Source organism: Agrobacterium sp. 33MFTa1.1, assembly GCF_004328495.1.
In the GTDB taxonomy this organism is placed as follows: domain Bacteria; phylum Pseudomonadota; class Alphaproteobacteria; order Rhizobiales; family Rhizobiaceae; genus Agrobacterium; species Agrobacterium pusense.
Window position 1 is genome coordinate 313,073 of the sequence record NZ_CP036359.1, and the last position, 20,202, is coordinate 333,274.

Sequence of the window (20,202 nt, forward strand, 5' to 3'; positions counted from 1 at the left end):
GTCAAACGTCACTCTTCCCAATGCACATCCGTCAGCACATTCGAGGGAATGGGCTCGTTTTCCCACAGCCCTTTCACCTTTTTGTCCCAGACCCCGAGCTTCGGCATTACGAACAGGAACAGCGCCGGCACATCTTCGGCGAGGATTTTCTGGGCGTCGCCATAAAGCTTTTCCTGCTCAACCGCATCCGCCGTCTTTTCGACGCTGGCGATGACCTCGTTGAAGGCCGGGTTCTTGTAGTTGAAATAATAGGGATCACGGGAGTAGATATCGATATCCATCGGCTCGGCATGGGCGACAATGGTCATGTCGTAATCCGCACCCTTCAGGACGTCCGCCACCCATTTGGCCGGAAATTCCGTGGTCTCGATGGTCATGGTCACGCCGATTTCAGCCAGCATCGCCTGCAGGATTTGCGAGGTGCGCTGGGCATAGGCCATCTGCGGGGCCTTGATGGTGAAGCTGAAACCGTCCGCATACCCCGCTTCGGCAAGCAGCGCCTTGGCCTTATCGATATCATAGGGATGAACGCCCGTCGTATCGATGTATCCGCGATCATTCGGCGTATAGTGACTGCCGATGGCCGTTCCGAAACCGGACCATGCACCCTCGATGACGGTGCCACGATCCACCGCCATCATCAGCGCCTGGCGCACGCGCTTGTCGCTGAAGGGCTTGCGGGCGCTGTTCATGCCCGCCACGACCTTCAACTCGGTATTGCCGACGAAGGTGCCGAGGCGCGCATCGCCCTCAAACGAGCTCATCAATTCCGGCGCACCGAATTCCGGGAAGGCGTCGATATCGCCGGATTTCAGCGCCGCCGCCTGCGCCTGCGGATCGGAGACGAAACGGAACGTCGCCTTTTCCAGCTTTACCGACACGGCCTTGTCCCAATAGGCGGCGTTCTTCTGCAACTCCACCTTGTCGCCCTTGGCCCAGTTCACGAATTTGAACGGGCCGGTGCCGACGGGCGTGGTGCGGTTGGTCTCTGCGCTCTTGGGCGCGACCATGACGGAGGCCGGCCAGCCGAGCCAGTAGATGAGGCTGCCGGCGGGCTGCTTCAGCTTCAGCACCAGCGTGTCGGCATTCGGGGTCTCGATACTGTCGATCGCCGCAAAGAAGCGTTTCTGCGGATTGACGGAAGCTTCACCACGCGCCCGGTCCAGCGAGAACTTCGCGACGGAGGAATCGAACGCCTCGCCGTCATGGAAGGTGACACCCTTGCGCAGCTTGAAGGTGTAGGTCTTGCCATCAGGGGAAATTTCCCAGCTTTCGGCGAGCTGCGGCTTCACCTTGCCCTTGCTGTCGATGGTGACGAGACCTTCAAAAATATTCTGCCAGGTGACCTGACCGATGGCGACGGGAGCGGCAATGGTCGGATCGAGACCGGTCGGCTCTACCGTCATGCCGAGCGTCAAAGCGGTTTTCGCCGCAGCTTCGGCCTCAGCAATCGAGAGCGGCAGAAAGAGCGCCGTGCCGAGAGCAAGCGCCAGCGCGGTACGGCGCGAGAGCTTCGCTGCCTGCGAAAGATAGGTACGTGGCATCCTTTAGTCCCCTGTCTGGCGGCCGGGGCATTTTTGCCCTTCCAAAGACCACCCGTTGCAAAAAGAGTGTCATGTTGCAGGCGCACACACAATCATGATTTTTGTGTGCTCCGTGTAGCTGAAATGGCTACACGGGAATGTGGGTGAAAATCAACCTTGGTGGGCAATTCCGGGAACGTCTCCGGTTCCTCGCCCCGCCGAGGAGAAGAAACTACCCTGCCGTCGCCTCACGCATGAAACGCTCGATGAAATCGGCAAGCTTGGAAGCTGCGAAGGACAATTGCCTGTCGGGCGCTACACAGAGGTCAATCTGGGTGTGGATACCCTTCTTGCCCGAGAGCGGAACGGCGACCATCTGGCCGCTACGGATTTCGCGCGCCACCGAAAGCGCCGGCAGCAGCGTGGCCGCGGCGTGGCCCAGCACCAGCTCTTTCAGCATTTCCAGCGAACTGGTGATGAAAACGGGGTCAAGTTCGATATCCGCCTCGGCAAAAAGCATATCGAAGGCCTGACGCGCGGCAAAACTCTTGTCCGGCAAGGCAAGTGGCAACCCGGCCAGTTCCTTTAGCGACACCTCCGGCTGACCGGCAAGGACATGACCGGCGGGAAAGATCGCATCGTAATTGATGCGCGTGCGCGAGCGCACCTTGACCCCGGAAACCTTTGGCGCAAACAGGCTGACGACGAGGTCTGCTTCCGCAGCCCCCAGCGCTTCCATGGCTTGGCGCGCACTTGTGATATGGACCTCGAAACGCAGCTTCGGATATTTGAGGCTGAACTGCGCCAGCACCGGCGCCAGAAGGTTGGCTACTGTCGCGCCATTGGCGTAAATCGTCACCCTACCGCGCTGCAGGCCTTTCAGATCGTCGATCAGCTGGTGCACATGGTCGAGTTCGCGCAGCGTCTTGCCGGCGCGAGCGGCCAGCAGCTCGCCCGCCGCCGTCAGCTTCACGCCACGGCTGGAACGCTCTACCAGAGGCGAGCCGAAATAATACTCGAGATTTTCGATCTGCCGGCTCACTGCCGTCGGCGCCACATTCAGGTTTTCCGCCGCGGCGCGCATGGAATTGGTGCGGACGAGTTCATCGAAATACATCAAGGCGCGCAATTGCATGGGTGGTACCTTGTTCGGGTGGGCTGGTGTGCGGCTCACCATATCATCGCAGCGTCGCGAGAGAATACTTCACCCGGAAAGATCGCTCGTGAAAGTAAAGCTCGCCGCTTGTTTCTTCTCCCCGCCGGGGAGAAGGTGGCGCGCAGCGCCGGATGAGGGGGCGACGGTGGAGATATACGGAGAGCTTGCCCCCTCATCTGCCCCGTTCGGGGCATCTTCTCCCCCTCAGGGAGAAGAAACGGCCCGCACCCTCACGCCTTTACGGACGCTTGAAACCCTCGCTCGCCACCAGCAGCTGCCTCGTATAATCCGCGCTGAATTCGCGGCTTTCCAGCGCCTCGGCCTCCAGCATTTCCACCACCTTGCCGCTTTTCATCACCGCCAGACGGTCGCACATGTGGCTGATGACGCCGAGATCGTGGCTGACCATGACGAAGGTGAGGTTGCGGTCCTTGCGGGCCTGTTCCAGGAGGTTCAGGATTTCAGCTTGAATAGACGCATCAAGCGCCGAGGTCGGCTCATCGAGCAGCAGGATTTTCGGCTCGACGATCAGTGCGCGGGCAATGGCGATGCGCTGGCGCTGGCCGCCGGACAGCTGGTGTGAATAACGGAAGCGGAACCCGGAACCGAGGCCGACTTCGTCCAAAGCGCGGGCAATGCGCTGTTCGCGATTGTCGAGACCATGGATGACCAGCGGCTCGAGCAGCAGCGCATCCACCGTCTGGCGCGGGTGCAGTGAACCGTACGGGTCCTGAAACACCATCTGCACATCGCGGTAAAAGCTCTTGTCGCGGTGCTTGCCCGAATAGGAGCGCCCGGCCACCATCAACGAACCTTCATCGAAATGGTTGAGGCCGGCAATGGCGCGTAGAAGGGTCGACTTGCCGGAACCGGATTCACCGACGATACCGAAGGATTCACCCTCAGCCACATCGACGCTGACGCTGTCGAGCGCGATGTAACCGTCGAAATCCACCACCATGTCTCTGATGGAAAGAACTGTGCTCATGCGCGCCACTCCGGCTTGCGTTCCAGAACGGGCAGCGGATGCCGGTGGCCGCCAATTTGCGGCAGACAGTTCAACAGGCCCTGCGTATAGGGATGTTTCGCTTCCTTGAGGTTAGCGGAAGCAAGCTCTTCCACCACCTTGCCGGCATACATGACGAGAACCCGGTCGCAGAAGGAGGAGACGAGCCTGAGATCGTGGCTGACGAAGATCAGCCCCATGCCGCGATCGCGCACCAGCTTGTCGAGAATGTCGAGCACTTCCAGCTGCACTGTCACATCGAGCGCCGAGGTCGGCTCGTCGGCGATCAGCAATTCCGGACCGCAGACGAGCATCATGGCGATCATGACGCGCTGGCCCATGCCGCCGGAAACTTCGTGTGGAAAGAGATCGAAGACGCGCTCGGGATCACGGATCTGCACCGCCTCCAGCATGGCAAGCGTCCGCTGGCGCGCTTCGCTGGAGCCAATCTTTTCGTGGGTACGCAGCGTTTCCATGATCTGGCGGCCAATGGTCATGACCGGGTTCAGCGAATATTTCGGATCCTGCAGGATCATGGCCATACGCTTGCCGCGCATGAGCCGCCGCTCTTTTGCCGACGCCTTGAGCAGGTCAATATCGCCAAACCGCAACGTATCGGCCTCGATCCGGGCATTTTTCGGCGTCAGACCCATGATGGCGCGGCCAGTCTGCGACTTTCCGGAGCCGGATTCGCCGACGATGCCGAGGCGCTCACGCCCCAGCGTGAAGGACACGCCGCGCACCGCCTCCACCAACCCGGTGCGGGTCGGGAAGGAAACGCGCAGGTTTTCAACCGTCAGAAGAGACGCACTCATTGGCCCGCCTCCTTGGGATCAAGCGCATCGCGCAGACCATCTCCCAGAAGGTTAAAACCGAGGCTGACGATCAGGATCGCAATACCCGGCATGGCAGCCACCCACCATTGATCGAGAATGAAACGGCGGCCCGACGCAATCATCGCGCCCCACTCCGGCAGCGGCGGCTGCGCGCCGAGACCGAGGAAACCGAGGCCTGCGGCGGTGAGGATGATGCCCGCCATATCGAGCGTGACACGCACGATCAGCGACGACATGCAAAGCGGCATGACGTGTTTCAAGACGATGCGGAAGGGCGACGCGCCCATGAGCTTCACTGCGGCGATAAAATCGGAATTGCGGAAGGTCATGGTTTCGGCACGCGCGATGCGCGCATAGGGCGGCCATGAGGTGACCGCGATGGCGAGCACCGCATTTTCGATGCCAGGCCCCAGGGCCGCTACCAGCGCCAGCGCCAGAACGAGCTTCGGAAAAGCGAGGAAAATATCGGTGATGCGCATCAGAACCGCATCCACCCAGCCACCGGCATAACCCGAAACGGTGCCCACGATGAGCCCGATGGGTGCGGCGATGATGGCCACCAAAAGCACGACGAACAGGGTCAGGCGCGAACCGTGGATGAGACGCGAGAGAATATCACGGCCCTGATCGTCGGTGCCGAGCAGATAACCGGCAGTGCCGGGCGGCAGAAGCCGGGCATTGCGCAGATCGCCCTGCACCGGATTATGTGGCGCCAGCACATTGGCAAAAATCGCCACGAACAGCAGCGCGATGATGATACCAAGGCCGAGCAGCGCCAGCCGGTTTTCCGAAAAGCGCCGCCAGATCACATAGGCGCGGCCAAGCCGCGCCTGCCTGCGCGAGGCCGGCCGGTCGGAGAGCAGCCATTCGCGGCTATAGGGTTTGAGTGTATCGGTCGAAATCGTCATCGGCTGCGCGTCCTTGGATCGAGCGTCCGGTAAAGCAGATCGGAAAAGAGATTGATGCCGACGAAGATGGCGCCGATCACGATCGTGCCGCCAAGAACGGCGTTCATATCCGCATTCTGCAGGGAATTGGTGATGTAGAGGCCAAGCCCCGGCCAGGCAAAGATGGTTTCGGTCAGCACCGAACCTTCCAGCAGACCGGCATAGGAGAGCGCAATCACAGTCACCAGCGGCACGGCGGCGTTGCGCAGCGCGTGGAACCAGATGATGCGCGTTTCCGAAAGCCCCTTGGCGCGGGCCGCAACGACATATTCCTGGGCGAGCTCGTTCAGCATGAAGGAGCGCGTCATGCGACTGATATAGGCCAGCGAGAAATAACCGAGCAGCGAGGCCGGCAGGATGATGTGGCGGAAAAGATCCCACAACACGTCCCATTGCCGCTGCCAGATGGCGTCGATCAGGAAGAAGCCAGTGACCGGCGTGAAGGTGAATTCATAGACGATGTCCATTCGCCCAGGATAAGCCACCCATTGCAGCCGGGCGTAAAACACCAGCAGCGCCAGCAGGCCGAGCCAGAAGATCGGCACGGAATAGCCGATGAGGCCGATGACACGCACCACCTGATCGGCAAAGCTGCCGCGCTTGACGGCGGCCAGAACGCCAAGCGGAATGCCGAAAACGGCGCCGATGATCGTGCCGATCGTGGCAAGTTCGATCGTCGCCGGAAACACCCGCTTGATGTCCTCCATCACGGGATTGGTGGTGAGGACGGAGGTGCCGAAATCGCCCGAAAGCGCCTGCTTCAGATAGATAAAGAACTGCTGCCAGAGCGGCAGGTTGAGGCCGAGCTGCTCACGGACGCGCTCGACCACATGCGCAGGCGCGCGGTCGCCGACGATCGCCAGTGCGGGATCGATCGGCACCACGCGGCCAATGAAAAATGTGACCGCCATCAGCCCCAGAAAGGTGGTGATGACGGTGACGGCGAAGCCGAGAATGGCCTTCGCGCGGGCGTTGGCACGGCGTTTGCCCTGCCTCGCCCGGCTGTTTGCTTCAACGATGCTCAAGAGACCGATCCTTCCGGATCATTCCTTGGAGATCGGATAGACATAGTTGGTGTCAAAGCTCGGTCCGAGCTTCAGGCCCTTGAGCTTGGCGGAATAACCGGCCACTTCCGTCTGCTGGAAGATGATGACGAAGGGACCCTTCGCCAGAACTTCCTTCTGCAGGTTTTCATAGATGGCGGCGCGCTTGGCGCTGTCCTTTTCCAAGAGAGCAGACTGGGTTTCCTTGGTCAGATCAGGAACATCCCAGGCATTGCGCCAGGCCAGCGTCTTGTTCTTGCCTTCATCCGAATTGTCGTAGTTGATGGTGAAGGTTTCCGCATTCGAGTTCGGGTCGAAATAGTCCGAACCCCACTGGCCGATGTAGATATCATGCGTGCGGGCGCGATATTTGGTCAGCGTCTGCTTACCGTCGCCGGGGATGATTTCGAGCTTGATGCCGGCCTGTGCCAGCGTCTGCTGCACGCTTTCGGCAATGCCCGTCACCGGCTGGGTGTTGCGCACATCCATGGTGACGGTGAAGCCGTCCTTCAGACCGGCCTTGGCGAGAAGTTCCTTGGCCTTGGCGACGTCAAGCTTGTAGGGGTTCTCATCAAGCGCACCAAGCTGGCCCTTCGGCAGGAAGGTCTGATGGACTTCGCCAATGCCCTTGATGATCGTCGCGCCGATCGCGTCATAATCGACGAGATATTTGAACGCTTCGATGACCTCAGGCTTCTTCAGGTTCTCGTTCTTCTGGTTGAGGCTGAAATAATAAACGGTGCCCTTGGGCGCGGAGGTAACGGCAAGGCCTTCCTTCTTGGAAACGGCTTCCATATCGCCGGGCTCAAGGTTACGGGCAACATCGATATCGCCGTTTTCAAGCGCCAGACGCTGGCCGGAGCTTTCCTTCATGTGACGATAGACGACCCGCTTCAGCTTCGGCTTCTCACCGTAATAGTTCGGGTTGGCCTCCAGAATCACGGCTTCGTTGGCCTTCCAGCCAAGGATCTTGTAAGGGCCGGAACCGGCATAACCGGTCTTCAGGAACTCGTTGCCGAAATCCGTGTCGTATTTGTAATCGGCGCTCGGTGTGACCGACTTCGCCTTTTCGGTGATGAGCTTCTTGTCCACCACCGAAGCGACGGTTGCGGTGAGCACGTTCAGCACGAAGCTCGGCGCATAGGGCTTGTCGACGGTCAGTACGAAGGTGTTCGCGTCCGTTGCCTTCGCCTTTTCGGTAACGTTGTCGCCCTTCAGGCCGAACTGCGTCAACAGGAATGCCGGCGACTTGTCGAGCTTGACGGCGCGTTCGAAGGAGAAGGCAACGTCATCAGCGGTGACAGGATTGCCGGAGGCGAATTTCAGGCCGGATTTCAGCTTGAACGTATAGGTCAAGCCATCCTCGGAGGTCGTCCAGCTTTCGGCGAGATCACCGACAACCTTGGACGTGTCGTTGAGATCGATGGAAACGAGCTTGCTATAGGTGTTGCCGGTGACTTCGGCGGCAGACAGTTCGAAAGCCTCACCCGGATCGAGCGTGATGATGTCGTCGATGGCGAAACCTTCCACCAGCGTATCGGCCGGCGTGGCGGCAAAAGCATGCGGGGCAGACAGCATCATCAGCGACAGGGCAGCGCTGGTGCTGAGGATACGCATGGATTTGTTGAGCGATTTGATCATAGGATCTCCCCTTTTGTTATGAGATTGATTTAGTTCGCTTAAACTGTTTATCAGGCCGCTTCGTGCCAAGCCTGGGACAAGACGCGCAGCCAGTTTTCCCGGCATATTTTAGCAAGTTCTCCATCACCGTAGCCCGCCGATTTCAGCGCCGCAACCAGATTGTGGTTGCCGCTGGCATCAGCAATTCCGACAGGTACCGTCGCACCGTCGAAATCCGATCCGAGCGCCACACAGTCGATGCCCATACGCTCGACCATGTAGTCGATATGGCGCACCATATCGGAGAGCGGCGTATCGGCGATATCACGCGCATCGGCACGCAGCATGGTCACGGCGTAGTTGAGGCCAACCAGCCCGCCGCTTTCCTTGATGGCATCCATCTGCCTGTCAGTGAGATTGCGGGCGACCGGAGTGAGCGCATGCGCATTGGAATGGCTGGCGATCAGCGGCTGGTTGGTGGTCTTGGCCACATCCCAGAAGCCTTTTTCGGTGATATGCGCGAGATCGATGAGAATGCCGAGGCGGTTGCATTCCTTCACCAGCGCAAAACCGGCATCGGTGAGACCGGGCGCGGTATCGGGCGACATGGGATAGGAGAAAGGAACGCCATGGCCGAAAATATTGTGCCGGCTCCACACCGGGCCGAGCGAACGCAGACCCGCGGCATAAAATACTTCCAGCGCATCGAGATCGGCGCCGATCGCCTCGCAGCCTTCCATATGCAGCACGGCGGCGAAGATATCCTCGGCAAAGGCCTTGCGGATATCCGCCGTGGAGCGGCAGAGCCGCCACGCTCCAGCGCGATCGAGCCTCAGCGCAATCGCCGCCTTTTCCATCGCGATATCGAGCGAAGGCAGTCGCTCGAGCGGCGTGGCGAGCGGCGTATCGTAATGGCCGTTCTCGTCCGGTTCCTGCAGAATCAGATCGCCGGACGGGATATAGATGGCGCAGATACCGCCGCCGAGCCCGCCTGCCCGTGCGCGCGGACCATCGATATGACCTTCCCGAGTGCCGTTTGTGAATTCGGCCACGGGATCGGCACCGGCCTTGCTGTTGCGCCACAACCGAAGCAGCACATCATTATGACCGTCAAACACTGCATGCATGGGAAGAAATTCCAGTCATCGAAACAATAAACGGGGCAGGCAGACGCCGGGATGACACCGCGCGAAAGCAAGCCGGCGCATTATCAGCCGACCGCTATTGTCTGTCAGCCGCGATCTTAGGACGATCTATTCGAGCTTCGCAAGATACAAATTAGGCAGCGGTGAATTTATCACCACTTGCCTTTTGACGGAATTTGCGCTTCGTCAGGCGCGCCAGCCATCTTCCGCTTTGGTCAGCAGCGGCGTCGCGAAAACACCCCTCACCCGCTCCGGCCATTCCGGCCCGAAAGCGGCGATTTTTTCCCGCCAGCGATCCGATTGCAGCATGGCTGCGCCGATGACGGCGGGGTTGATGCCGGAGGCGGTGAGTAGCGCAAGGCCCGACAGGATGGAACTGCCGCTGGAGATCACGTCATCCACCAGCGCCACCCGTCTACCCTCGATGAGCGGCAGCATGCGCGGATCGACATAAAGCCTTTTTTCCTGGCTCGTGGTGATGGAGGACATCGGCACCGACAGCTCCTCCAGATACCAGAATTTGCGCGAGGTGCCGAGCGGCACGTAACGGGAGTGACCCAGATGGCGGGCAACGGCGGCCGCAAGCGTCAGGCCGAGCGTCGGCAGGCCGATAACGACATCCGGCTCGAAGGGAAGAAGCTTTGCGGCAAGATCGGCGGCCAGCGCCTCCAGAACCTCAAAGGAAGCCTGGTTGACGATGAGCGAAGCGAGTGCGTGCTCTCCGTCCGCAAGCGGCCGTATGGGCAGACAGATCTGCCTTCCATCATCCAGTTCCGCCGGAAAGAATGTGGAATATGCGCCTGCTGTTTCGAAGCTCCGGGGCGGATGGATCTGCTGCCAGAACTCATGCGGCGTTGCGGGAGACGGGGCGATGGCGGGCGATGCTGGTGATGGCATCTGTTTTCCTTTCAGAACGGAGATGGCGCATGGCGGAGACGGTTTTCAGCCACGCCAATCCCGTTCGGCAGATTTATCATTTTAGCAACCACAGAGACGCTGCGGGTTCATTTCATTGGCTTTTTCCGTTAGAAGAGAAAAAAGCAACAGGCATTTGGACAAACCCACCTATGACGCGGGTTTTTCCCACATTCAAGGACAAGCTTCCCATGAGACTCCTGGACCGGATCGGCGAGGACCTGCCATTCCTGACGGAACTCCGTCATGATCTGCACGCGCATCCGGAACTGGGTTTCGAAGAGGAAAGAACGAGCGCCATCGTCGCCGATCTGCTTGAGCGCGCCGGGCTGAAGGTGCACCGCGGTCTCGGCGGCACCGGCGTCGTCGGCACGCTGCAGGTGGGCAACGGCACGCGCAGCATTGGTCTTCGCGCAGACATGGATGCCCTTGCCATGCCTGAGGTCCCAGACCGCCCCTACAAATCGAAATTCCCCGGCAAGATGCATGCCTGCGGCCATGACGGCCACACCGCCATACTGCTGGGTGCGGCGCGTTACCTCGCAAAGACCCGCGATTTTTCCGGCACCGTGCATTTCATCTTCCAGCCGGCCGAAGAAGGCCGTGGCGGCGCAAAAAAAATGGTCGAGGACGGGCTTTTCGAGCTGTTCCCCTGCGATGCGGTCTATGGCCTGCACAACATGCCGGGGCTGGGCATCGACGAAATGGCGGTGGTGGAAGGACCGCAGCTTGCCTCGTCGGACAGCTGGCGCGTCACCTTCAAGGGCGTCGGCACCCACGGCGCAAAGCCGCATCTTGGTCGCGATCCTGTAACGGCGGCCGGCACCTTCCTCGCCTCGCTGCAAACTATCGTCGGCCGCGTGGTCGACCCATTGCAGCCGGCCGTGGTCAGTGCCTGTTCGGTGCAGGCAGGCGACCCCAAGGCACTCAATGTGATCCCAGATCTCGTCGAAATCGGCGGTACCGCGCGCGCCTATGCGCCTCAAGTGCGAGACCAGCTGGAGGCGGAAATCGGCAGGCTGGCCAAGGGCACGGCGGCAATGTTCGGCATCGAGGCAAATTACGAATTCATCCGCCGCATTCCGCCCGTCATCAACGACACGGACGCGACGAAACGGGCGCTCCGGGCAGCCAAAACCGTCTTCGGCAACAAAGCGCGCACCGCCTTTCCGCCCTCGACCGCCGGCGACGATTTCGCCTTTTTCGCGGGCGAAGCCCCAGGCTGCTATGTCTGGCTCGGCAACGGCCCGGCGGTGGACGGCGCACTGCACCACAACACCTCCTACGACTTCAACGATGCGGCCATCGTGCCGGGCGTAGCTTTCTGGGCGACGCTGGTGGAGCAGGAACTGGCGGCGGAGTAAATCCATTTTGTTCCCTGCTGTTTTTCGACCGGCAACATCTCAGACACTTGTGGCGAATCATCGGGCGCGGTAGCTTTCAGACATAGGCTGGACCCACGCCTCCCCCCTCCTTTCGGGGAAGCATTCGACATGCCGGGTAATCTCATCATCGAACCATCTGTTCGGGCATTCGCATAAGGAGGGATTGCGTTTTGAACCCGCAATAGAGGTTTTGTGATGAAGCTTTCCACTCCGATTTTCCAATTGAAGCGACGGGCCAAACTTATGGTCCGGAATAATGCCATCCCCCTTCACGAAGCGCTGGACCAGATCGCGTGCGAGGAAGGATTTGCAGCCTGGAGCCTGCTTTCCGCTCACGTTGCGGCTGGCTCTTTGTCCAAAGACCTGTTCTCGCGCATCGTGAATGGCGACATGCTCCTGCTCGCCGGCCGCCCGGGCCAGGGCAAGACAGCGCTTGCTTTTGAGCTTCTGCGGGCGGCAGCCGAAGACGGACGGCAGTCCATTTTATTCACGCTCGAAATGACCGAGCAACAGGTACGAAAACGCAACGGGCAACACGCAGGCGCTCAAAGAGAAATCGAGATCGTGACATCGTACGAGATATGCGCGGACTATATGATCCGTTACCTCTCGCCAGCCAAATCCGGCACCTTCGCCGTAATCGATTATCTGCAGTTACTCGACCAGCAGCGCCATAAGCCGGACCTGTCGCAACAAGTCACCGTTCTTGCAGAATTCGCAAAAAAGACTGGCGTTATTTTCGCTTTCATCTCGCAGATTGACCGCTCATTTGATCCGCAAATCAAACGAGTTCCCGATATGCGCGATATCCGCCTTCCCAACCTGCTTGATCTGGGCCTGTTCACCAAAGCCTGCTTTCTGCATAAGGGCGAAGCGCAACTTCACAATGTGAACTGAGACGCACGGGCTGCTGCGACGTTGCCGTCGCGGTAGCCCGTGGCGTTAGTACCCTAAAACCGCTATCACGGGGCTCTCCATCACCTGTCCCGTCAGCACGTCGGCAATGCCCATATCCGTCTGGTGCGGGCCGATATTGCAGGCGAGCGTGGCCCCGAAGCAGGCCTTGAAGACGAGATAGGGCGGCTGCCATTCCACCACCCTGCCAACGGCTTCGCGCAGTTCCTCGAAAGCCTTTGCAACTTCTTCAAGTGCCGCATCGGAAACGAGGCCGGAGAGCGGCAGCGGCAGAAGTGCAGTTACCTTACCTTCGGAGGCGACGGCCATACCACCGCCTGCCGCTATCACCGCATTGGCGGCGAGCGCCATGTCTTCTTCATTGCCGCCGAAAACGGTGAGGTTATGGCTGTCATGCGAGACCGTTGTGGCGAAGGCGCCGTTCCAGTCTCCCCAGCCGGTGAGGAAGCCAGTACGGGTGACCGGTTCGGACTTGCCGTGGCGGTGAGTGACGGAGATCATCGTCGCACCTTCGGGCGGAACGACGAAACCATCTCTCACCTCGGCCTCCACCTCGCCCCATTGCGTGAAGCGCGGGCGGTCGATGGTGGCAAGGCGCACCCTCGCGCCTTCGGCAGCAACCCGAAAATCTTCGGTCACGCGCAGCGGCAGCTTCATCGAGCCTTCGAGCGCCGAAGTATCACAGGCGGGCACGTCCACAAGCATATGTCCGCCTTCCGCAACCGTCCTGCCCCCGGCAAGGACGTAACGGGCGGCAAAACCGCTCAGGTCCTCGAAGATAACGATATCGGCGCGACGGCCGGCGGCGATGAGCCCGAGGTCAGGACGCCCAAGCCTTTGGGCGGCATTGAGCGTTGCGGCGCGCAGTGCCCATTCGGCTTTCAGGCCATAACGGACAAGGCGGCGCACCACATCATCCAGCCCGCCGCCATTTAACAGGTCGTCCGGGAAGACATCGTCCGTGCACAGCGTCACGGTCTGCGGCAGGTGGCCCAGCGCGTTCAGCGCTTCCACGAATTCCGGCAGCAGGTGGTCATGCGAGCCGCGCAGCTCGATGGTCATGCCGGCCCGCAGTTTCGCCATGAGGTCTTCGCCCGAGACCAGCTCGTGATCGGACGAGACGCCAGCCGCCATGAAGGCATTGAGATCGGCGTCCTTGAGGCCGCGCGCATGGCCGCAGACCAGTTTCTCCGAGGCAAGCCCGGCCTGCACGATGCCGCTCATGCGCGGATCGCGCTCGATGACGCCGCGCATGTTCATGATTTCCGCGACACCGCCGACCTGGTGCCATGACAGGATATCGGCGAGAATGGCGGCGTCGAAATCGGCTCCGCCACGTTCCAGCCCCGGTGCGGAAGGCACGCATGAGGGCGCCAGGAGAACGGCGCGCAGAGGCAGGCTTTCGATGGCCTTCGCCGCCCAGCGCACCCCTTCGACGCCATGCACATTGCCGAACTCATGCGGATCCCAGACGATGGTGGTAACGCCGCGGGCGACAACCGCTGCCGCATAGGCGGCCGGTGTGACCATCGAGCTCTCGATATGCATATGCGTGTCGATCAGACCCGGCGAGACATACCCGCCGGCCGCATCGATGACCTGCGCGGCGTCGCTCCGGCTCGCCCGTTCGTGCACGCTGGCGATCAGCGCACCGACAATTCCGATATCGGCAGGGCGCAGCTCACCGGTTACCACATCCACCAATGTTCCACCGGTGATGAGGATGTCGAAAGGCGCATCGCCGCGTGCGGCGGCAACGGCGCGGGCGCGGAGCGCATCATCGCCGAGATCGGCAGGTTCGCATGTGGTGAGGTTCGCGTTCATCGGGCGGCCTCCCGGCGCAGCGCCTCAAGAATAACCGTCCTCGCACCGTCGGCATCCAGCGTCTCAGCAAAATGCGCGTTGAATGTTTGCGCTTTCTCCGCACGCGGTTCGACCACCGTTCTGCCCCGCGTCAGCGTCGCCTGAAGCTCGACATCTATCCGCGCGTGACGCCAGCCGATTAGGCCAGAGGCGGAGCCCGAGGCGAAGGCAACGGCAGCGACGGGATCGTAAAGCGCCATGCCTGGTCTGCCGCGACGGGTGGCGATGCCGATGAAACCATCAAGCAGATCGGCGATCAGCCAGGCATTCCTGCCGCCCGCTTTGCGGATCGGCAGCACATCGGCGGGCGAAGCGGTAACCTTGCGGCAGGCGTCCAGATCGACCATACGCAACGGCAGGCCATGGGAAAGCACGATGGCCAGCGCTTCCGGATCGGCAAAGGCGTTGAATTCGGCCGAGGCCGTGTGATTGCCGCTCGTCACGCCGCCGCCCATCCAGGTGAGGTCGGAAATTCTCGTGGCAAGATCAGGCCGGGCGAGGCACAGGGCGGCAATATTGGTGAGCGGACCAAGCGCGAGAATGCGCCTCTCGCCCTCCCCCTCCAGCCAGGCGCAGAGAGCGGCGAAGGCATCGCTTTTCGGCAAGGCCGCGGCATCCGGCAAGCTTTGGCCGACGGTCGGGATGCCGTTTTCGCCCAGAATGCACTGCGCCGTTTCAAGTGCACCCAACACCGGCATGGCGCGGCCCTGATGGATCGGCATCGACCAGCCAAAAGCGGCAACCGCACCCGCGGCATTGCCGCAGACGGCCTGAAGCGTCGCATTGCCGAAGACCAGCGAGATGCCGTCTATGGCGAGACCCGACGATTGCACCACCAAGATGGCGGCGATATCGTCAAAGCCCATATCGGTATCGATCCAAACACCCATGATCAGTTGAATACCTTGAGGCTCGCCGCCTTTTCGACCGGCAGGTCGAAGGCAAGCGTATCGCCGATTGCGTGGGAGGTCAGGGCCGCGTCGGTTTCAGCCTTGATGGGCCCGAGCGGTGTGTCGAGCAGATATTCGCGGCTGTTGCCGGCGAAGGATGTGCCGCGCACGGTTCCCTGGAAAGGACCTGAACCGAGGGTGACCATGCGCGGCCGCCAGGCCAGTCCGGATGCTGAAAGGACTGGTCCGGGAAGCGGTGTTGTGCCGTTGGCGGTTTTCAAAGCCCCGCCTTGAAGGGCGAAGATGTTTTCGAAGCCGACGAAGTCGGCCACGAAGGCGGAAACCGGCGCATTGTAAATCTCTTCCGGCGTGCCGATCTGCTCAATCTTGCCGCCCTTCATGACGACAATGCGGTCGGCAAGCGCGAGCGCCTCGATCTGGTCATGGGTGACGAAGATCATCGTGACACCCGTCTCCTTCTGCACGCGCTGCAGTTCGGTCCGCATTTCAAGACGCAGGCGGGCGTCGAGATTGGAGAGCGGCTCGTCGAGAAGCAGCACTTTCGGCTCCATGACCATGGAGCGTGCCAATGCCACGCGTTGCTGCTGGCCGCCCGATAGTTCCGCCGGCTTGCGTGAGGCGAAATTGGACAGGCCGACCGACTTCAGGCCGGAGGCGACCTTGTCCTCCAGCGCCTTGCCGCTCATTCCCTTGAGTTTCAGGCCGAAGGCGACGTTTTCATAGACCGTCAGATGCGGGAAGAGCGCGTAGGACTGGAACACCAGCCCGACGGCGCGTTTGTTGGCCGCCACGCGGGTAATATCGGCGCCATCGAGATTGATCCGCCCGGCAGCCACCGGCATCAGCCCGGCGATGGCGCGCATCGTCGTGGTCTTGCCACAGCCTGATGGTCCGAGAAGCGCGAGCAATTCGCCCTTGCGGATATCGAGATCGAGATCCTTGACGGCGACATTGCCGCCATAGGCGAGCGAGATTTTTTGCAGTGAAAGATAATTTGCGTCAGACATAACGGGAGAACCCCAGGAAACGTTCGGCCATGAAAACGATGCCGATGGAAAGGAAGGCGAGCAGCGAGGAAAGGGCGGCCACGGAAGGATCAAAGACGATTTCCATGTAGCCCAGCATGTCGATAGGCAGCGTGCGCACGCCGGGACCGGACAGGAACAGCGACACAGGCACCTGGTTGAAACTCGTCACGAAACCGAGAATGAAGGCCGACAGGATGCCGCCGCGGATATTCGGCAGCACAACGCGGAAAAATGCGCCAAGCCGCGACGAGCCGAGCAGCACCGCCGCCTCCTCGATATCGGAGCGCAGATTGTTGAGGCTGGCCGAAACCACGCGCACCGCATAGGGCAGGATGAGCGCGGTGTGGGCGAGAAACAAAGCAAGCGTGATGCCGATGCCGAAGGGCACGACGAAGTAACGCAGCAGCGCAAGACCCACGATAATGCCCGGCACGATGATCGGCGCGGACACGATGGTGCGCACCGTCTCGCTAAAGGGCAGTTTGTAGCGCGACATGGCGTAGGAAGCGGGAATGCCGAGAATGAGCGCCGTAAACGTGCCGCCGATGGCAAGGAACATCGACATCGCAAAGCTCTCGCGGAAGCTTTCGACCGTGAAGACCTTGGCGATCCACTTCAGCGAAAAGCCCTGCGGCGGAAAGGCGAGCGTATCCCCGGCCGAAAACGAGGCCGCAACGATGATGAGAAACGGCCCGATGAGGAAGCCGACGACAAGCAGAAGCGTGAGCGGAATGAAGAGCTGCCGGGTCATTTCTTGTTCCTCGCAGTGGCGATGCGCTTCAAGAGGATATTGGCGGCAAAGCTCATGACAATCAGGATGAAGGCGATGACGCTGGCGGCGACGAAATTATTGGAAACCGTGACCTGCTGGTAAAGCAGGGTTTCCAGCATCAGCACCTTGGACCCGCCGAGAATGGCGGGCGTGATATAGGCGGTCAGCGAACCGGTGAAGACCAGCGTGCCGCCGACGACGAGCCCTTCCCGGGTGAGCGGCAGGATGACCTTCCAGAACACCTGAAACCAGTTGGCGCCGAGAACGCGGGCAGCAGCGATCGTATCCTTCGGCATGTTCTCCAGCGCGCTGATGAGCGAGATGATCATCAATGGCAGGAACAGTTGCAGAAGGCCGATGAAGACGGCCGTTTCGGAAAACAGGATGCGGATTGGCCCGTCGCTGAGGCCCACCGCCTGCAGCGCCTGGTTGACGATGCCGGTTCTGCCGAGAATGACGATCCAGGCATAGGTGCGGGCGACCGGCGAAATCATCAGCGGCAGCACGACGAGGTTGACCACATGGCCCTTCCTGGCCGGCGACAGGTTGACGATGGCGAAAGCCGCCGCGTAGCCCACCACCGCCGAAACGACGGTGACGAGCGCGCCGAGCTTCAGCGTGCGCAGGAAAACCGTCTGGTTCAGCGGATCGGAAAAGAAAGCGCCATAGGCCGACAATGTCCAGCCGTCAGCGGTGCGAAAGCCTTCCGACAAAAGCATGAAGACCGGCACGAGAAAGACCGCCGCCGCGAAAATTGCGGCGGGCAAGGCAAGCGCCAGCGCTTCGGCCCGGTTCTGAAACATATGGCATTCTCCGGTCTTGAAATTCCGCCGGCTACGTTTGGCGGAGGACTTGTTCATTTGGCGTCAGTGGGTGCCGGCATATCGATCTCCCCCCTTGTGGGCGAGATGTCCGGCAGGACAGAGGGGGGTGACGTGCGCCAGCACGTAACCCATTCCCGCCCCTTCGAGCTTGTTACTGCCCCACCTTGGCGTTCCACTCCGACAGCCACTTGTCGCGGTTATCGAGCGTTACGTCGGAAGGAATGAGCTGCAGGCTGCGGGCGGTTTCATCGCCATAGGTGATGTTGTTCGCCACCTCGTCGGAAACCTTGACTTCCCTGTTGGTCGGGCTGTCCACCAGCTTTTCCGCCAGCGCCTTCTGGACGTCGGTCGAGAGCCAGAAATCCATGAATTGCAGCGCAAGGTCCTCGTTCTTCGTGCCCTTCGGTACAACGAGCACGTTCATGCCGCCGGTTTGGCCTTCCTTGGGCGTTGCCCAGGCGAGCGGCAGGTCGAGCTTGGTGAAAGGCGCCCAGGAGAAGCGGCCGATCGGCGCTGCCCAGATTTCCTCCTGCTGCATGAGCTGCACCAGCTGCGAGGACTTGACGTAGAAGGTGACGATATCGTCCTTCTTTTCGCCCACGGCCTCGATGGCGCCGGCAAGATCGGGCGTGTCCTTGCCGATGGCCTTGCCCAGCATGTAAAGCGCCGGCGGGCCCTGGTTGGTGGTGACATTCGGGAAGGCGACGTGGTCGACGATACCGTCCTTCAAAAGATCGGCCCAGCTGTCGATCTTCATCTTGTCGGTGCGGTAGACAATCGACGTGGCGTAGAAATTGACGCCGACGCTCATGCCATCGCCATTCGGGTCCTTGGCGATGTCATAGAGCTTTTCAATATTCGGAACCCTGGAAGCATCGATCTTCTGGATCAGGTCCTTGCGGGTGGCCGACAGCGCATCGGCCATGGAGACGATGGCGACATCGACGACCGGGCTGGCCTTGTTGGCCTCCATCTTGGCCAGACGCTCGACGCTGTTGCCGGTCTCGACGACGAGCTTGCAGCCGCATTTCTGCTCGAAGGGCGTATAGACCAGTTCCTTGAATTCATCCTGCGCGAAGGCGTAGACCGAGATCGTCAACGTCTTGTCCTGGGCCTCAGCGGCTCCCATCGTCAGCATCAGGGCGGCGCCCGATGCGAGAATGATCTTTTTCATGGTGTGAGTTCTCCTGCTGTCGTGTTCTTGGCTTCAATCGCATCATGCTTTGTCTTGCCGGTGGAGCCGCGCATGATCAGCGCCATCGGTACTTTCGAAACATCCGCCGTGACGTCGACGGCGCCCCCGTTTTCTCCGGCGCCATCGATCGCGCGCAAAAGCGCGCCAACGGCGAGATCGGCGATGCGGCCCATATCCATGCGCATGGTCGTCAAGGGCGGGGTGACCACGGCAGAAAAGATAAGATCGTCGAAGCCGGTGACACTCGCCTCTTCCGGCACCTCGATTCCCGCGCGCTGCAATTCGGTCAGCACGCGCAGCGCGTGCAGATCGGATACGGCAGCAAAGGCCGTGAAACCTTCGGCAACTTTCTCCGCAAGGCCCAGCCGGCAGCCCGCGCCACCGGCCTTTTCAATGCCATCGATCCAGAGCGTTTGGGCCAGGCATGTTTTGCCGAGACCATCGCGAATGCCGCCGAGACGGTCATTCTGAACATTGGAATCCCTGTTCTTGCCGACTAGCACCACTTTGCGATGGCCGAGGCTCGCAAGATATTCACCCACCTGCCGGCCGCCATCCCAATGGTCGGCAGCAACGGTATTTCCCGGTGTCGACGGGCTGTCGATGACGGCCACCGGGCAATCAACGCCGGAAATGCGTGTGCCACGTCGGGGAACGACCACCATGCCGTCCACCCCGCGCTCGATCAGCCGGTCGATCGCATCCGTCTGCATGGCGATCTCACCGCGCGCATCGGCGATCAGCACGCCATAACCCGCGTTGACAGCCGCCTTCTCGATGGCCTGCGCAATCTGTGGAAAGAGAGGATTGGCAATATCGGGCAGGACGAGCCCGAGAACGCCCGATCTGCCGGTGCGAAGCGCCCTGCCCGCCGAACTCGGCACATAGCCCAGCTCGCTCGCCGTCTTGCGGATACGTTCCACCAGTTCGGGCGAAACGCGGCCCTTGCCGGACAGCGCATTGGACACGGTTGCCACCGACACGCCGAGTGCCGCTGCTATCGCGCTCAGATTGGTGGCAGGTCGTGACGACGCCATAATGGTCCGGAAGGGCTGATTAAACGTTTAATCACGATAATCGAGGCGCGAACCGCTGTCGAGTCCTGCGCTGGCAAAATA

General features: G+C 60.8%; 18 protein-coding genes. 2 read left to right on the forward strand and 16 right to left on the reverse strand.

All coding sequences use genetic code 11. The features are described from left to right. Positions 1-8 precede the first annotated feature (8 nt). The 9 genes from EYD00_RS15310 to EYD00_RS15350 form a co-directional block, all read right to left on the reverse strand. Complete coding sequence (locus EYD00_RS15310) at positions 9-1,544, reverse strand: ABC transporter substrate-binding protein (RefSeq protein WP_034496840.1); 1,536 nt, start codon at positions 1,542-1,544, stop codon at positions 9-11. 211 nt (positions 1,545-1,755) lie between these two features. Continuing rightward, entirely contained in the window at positions 1,756-2,658 is a 903-nt protein-coding gene (locus tag EYD00_RS15315) for a LysR family transcriptional regulator (protein WP_034496843.1), read from the reverse strand. 259 nt (positions 2,659-2,917) lie between these two features. Continuing rightward, on the reverse strand, positions 2,918-3,667 hold the full coding sequence (locus tag EYD00_RS15320) for an ABC transporter ATP-binding protein (RefSeq protein WP_034496845.1): 750 nt from the start codon (positions 3,665-3,667) through the stop codon (positions 2,918-2,920). Further along, a complete protein-coding gene (locus EYD00_RS15325; RefSeq protein ID WP_034496847.1) occupies positions 3,664-4,500 on the reverse strand; it encodes an ABC transporter ATP-binding protein in 837 nt (278 codons plus the stop codon). The genes EYD00_RS15320 and EYD00_RS15325 overlap by 4 nt, the downstream gene beginning before the upstream one ends. After that, a complete protein-coding gene (locus EYD00_RS15330; RefSeq protein WP_004445289.1) occupies positions 4,497-5,429 on the reverse strand; it encodes an ABC transporter permease in 933 nt (310 codons plus the stop codon). Before EYD00_RS15330 ends, EYD00_RS15325 begins: the two co-directional genes overlap by 4 nt. Beyond that, a complete protein-coding gene (locus EYD00_RS15335) occupies positions 5,426-6,493 on the reverse strand; it encodes an ABC transporter permease (RefSeq protein WP_004445291.1) in 1,068 nt (355 codons plus the stop codon). The genes EYD00_RS15330 and EYD00_RS15335 overlap by 4 nt, the downstream gene beginning before the upstream one ends. A gap of 18 nt (positions 6,494-6,511) precedes the next feature. Beyond that, positions 6,512-8,152 (reverse strand): ABC transporter substrate-binding protein, encoded by a 1,641-nt coding sequence (locus tag EYD00_RS15340; protein ID WP_004445293.1) that lies wholly within the window; start codon positions 8,150-8,152, stop codon positions 6,512-6,514. Positions 8,153-8,202: 50 nt separating this feature from the next. After that, positions 8,203-9,258, reverse strand: coding sequence for a dipeptidase (locus EYD00_RS15345; RefSeq protein WP_034496850.1), 1,056 nt, complete (start codon positions 9,256-9,258; stop codon positions 8,203-8,205). Between the two features lie 204 nt (positions 9,259-9,462). Next, the gene (locus tag EYD00_RS15350; protein WP_034496852.1) at positions 9,463-10,173 is read right to left on the reverse strand and encodes a phosphoribosyltransferase; all 711 of its coding nucleotides are present in this window, start codon (positions 10,171-10,173) and stop codon (positions 9,463-9,465) included. A gap of 209 nt (positions 10,174-10,382) precedes the next feature. Between EYD00_RS15350 and EYD00_RS15355 the strand changes: the two genes are divergently transcribed. Together EYD00_RS15355 and EYD00_RS15360 are read left to right on the forward strand one after the other, a co-directional pair. After that, positions 10,383-11,555: a M20 aminoacylase family protein gene (locus tag EYD00_RS15355; RefSeq protein ID WP_034497568.1), complete on the forward strand. Its 1,173-nt coding sequence runs from the start codon at positions 10,383-10,385 to the stop codon at positions 11,553-11,555. A 216-nt stretch (positions 11,556-11,771) separates the two neighbouring features. Beyond that, positions 11,772-12,473 carry a DNA helicase gene (locus tag EYD00_RS15360; RefSeq protein WP_034496855.1) on the forward strand — a complete coding sequence of 234 codons (702 nt, stop codon included), beginning with the start codon at positions 11,772-11,774 and terminating at the stop codon, positions 12,471-12,473. Between the two features lie 45 nt (positions 12,474-12,518). Here the strand turns inward: EYD00_RS15360 and EYD00_RS15365 are convergent, their stop codons facing one another. From EYD00_RS15365 to EYD00_RS15395, 7 genes are all read right to left on the reverse strand, one after another. Next, a complete protein-coding gene (locus EYD00_RS15365) occupies positions 12,519-14,315 on the reverse strand; it encodes an adenine deaminase (RefSeq protein ID WP_034496859.1) in 1,797 nt (598 codons plus the stop codon). After that, complete coding sequence (locus tag EYD00_RS15370; protein ID WP_034496862.1) at positions 14,312-15,244, reverse strand: nucleoside hydrolase; 933 nt, start codon at positions 15,242-15,244, stop codon at positions 14,312-14,314. Before EYD00_RS15370 ends, EYD00_RS15365 begins: the two co-directional genes overlap by 4 nt. A gap of 2 nt (positions 15,245-15,246) precedes the next feature. Beyond that, complete coding sequence (locus EYD00_RS15375; protein WP_004445301.1) at positions 15,247-16,272, reverse strand: ABC transporter ATP-binding protein; 1,026 nt, start codon at positions 16,270-16,272, stop codon at positions 15,247-15,249. Continuing rightward, positions 16,265-17,044, reverse strand: a complete 780-nt coding sequence (locus EYD00_RS15380) for an ABC transporter permease (RefSeq protein ID WP_004445302.1) — start codon at positions 17,042-17,044, stop codon at positions 16,265-16,267. Before EYD00_RS15380 ends, EYD00_RS15375 begins: the two co-directional genes overlap by 8 nt. Beyond that, the gene (locus EYD00_RS15385) at positions 17,041-17,868 is read right to left on the reverse strand and encodes an ABC transporter permease (protein ID WP_004445303.1); all 828 of its coding nucleotides are present in this window, start codon (positions 17,866-17,868) and stop codon (positions 17,041-17,043) included. The genes EYD00_RS15380 and EYD00_RS15385 overlap by 4 nt, the downstream gene beginning before the upstream one ends. Before the next feature lie 172 nt (positions 17,869-18,040). Further along, positions 18,041-19,063, reverse strand: a complete 1,023-nt coding sequence (locus tag EYD00_RS15390; protein ID WP_034496863.1) for an ABC transporter substrate-binding protein — start codon at positions 19,061-19,063, stop codon at positions 18,041-18,043. After that, a complete protein-coding gene (locus EYD00_RS15395; protein ID WP_004445307.1) occupies positions 19,060-20,121 on the reverse strand; it encodes a LacI family DNA-binding transcriptional regulator in 1,062 nt (353 codons plus the stop codon). Before EYD00_RS15395 ends, EYD00_RS15390 begins: the two co-directional genes overlap by 4 nt. Between the last annotated feature and the right edge of the window lie 81 nt (positions 20,122-20,202).

Bases quoted from the DNA above. Each gene is read 5' to 3' on its own strand.
- EYD00_RS15315 (WP_034496843.1), bottom strand. From the start codon at position 2,658: ATGCAATTGCGCGCCTTGATGTATTTCGATGAACTCGTCCGCACCAAT.
- EYD00_RS15350 (WP_034496852.1), bottom strand. From the start codon at position 10,173: ATGCCATCACCAGCATCGCCCGCCATCGCCCCGTCTCCCGCAACGCCG.
- EYD00_RS15325 (WP_034496847.1), bottom strand. From the start codon at position 4,500: ATGAGTGCGTCTCTTCTGACGGTTGAAAACCTGCGCGTTTCCTTCCCG.
- EYD00_RS15310 (WP_034496840.1), bottom strand. From the start codon at position 1,544: ATGCCACGTACCTATCTTTCGCAGGCAGCGAAGCTCTCGCGCCGTACC.
- EYD00_RS15395 (WP_004445307.1), bottom strand. From the start codon at position 20,121: ATGGCGTCGTCACGACCTGCCACCAATCTGAGCGCGATAGCAGCGGCA.
- EYD00_RS15340 (WP_004445293.1), bottom strand. From the start codon at position 8,152: ATGATCAAATCGCTCAACAAATCCATGCGTATCCTCAGCACCAGCGCT.
- EYD00_RS15380 (WP_004445302.1), bottom strand. From the start codon at position 17,044: ATGACCCGGCAGCTCTTCATTCCGCTCACGCTTCTGCTTGTCGTCGGC.
- EYD00_RS15330 (WP_004445289.1), bottom strand. From the start codon at position 5,429: ATGACGATTTCGACCGATACACTCAAACCCTATAGCCGCGAATGGCTG.
- EYD00_RS15360 (WP_034496855.1), top strand. From the start codon at position 11,772: ATGAAGCTTTCCACTCCGATTTTCCAATTGAAGCGACGGGCCAAACTT.
- EYD00_RS15320 (WP_034496845.1), bottom strand. From the start codon at position 3,667: ATGAGCACAGTTCTTTCCATCAGAGACATGGTGGTGGATTTCGACGGT.
- EYD00_RS15365 (WP_034496859.1), bottom strand. From the start codon at position 14,315: ATGAACGCGAACCTCACCACATGCGAACCTGCCGATCTCGGCGATGAT.
- EYD00_RS15375 (WP_004445301.1), bottom strand. From the start codon at position 16,272: ATGTCTGACGCAAATTATCTTTCACTGCAAAAAATCTCGCTCGCCTAT.
- EYD00_RS15385 (WP_004445303.1), bottom strand. From the start codon at position 17,868: ATGTTTCAGAACCGGGCCGAAGCGCTGGCGCTTGCCTTGCCCGCCGCA.
- EYD00_RS15355 (WP_034497568.1), top strand. From the start codon at position 10,383: ATGAGACTCCTGGACCGGATCGGCGAGGACCTGCCATTCCTGACGGAA.
- EYD00_RS15345 (WP_034496850.1), bottom strand. From the start codon at position 9,258: ATGCATGCAGTGTTTGACGGTCATAATGATGTGCTGCTTCGGTTGTGG.
- EYD00_RS15370 (WP_034496862.1), bottom strand. From the start codon at position 15,244: ATGGGTGTTTGGATCGATACCGATATGGGCTTTGACGATATCGCCGCC.
- EYD00_RS15390 (WP_034496863.1), bottom strand. From the start codon at position 19,063: ATGAAAAAGATCATTCTCGCATCGGGCGCCGCCCTGATGCTGACGATG.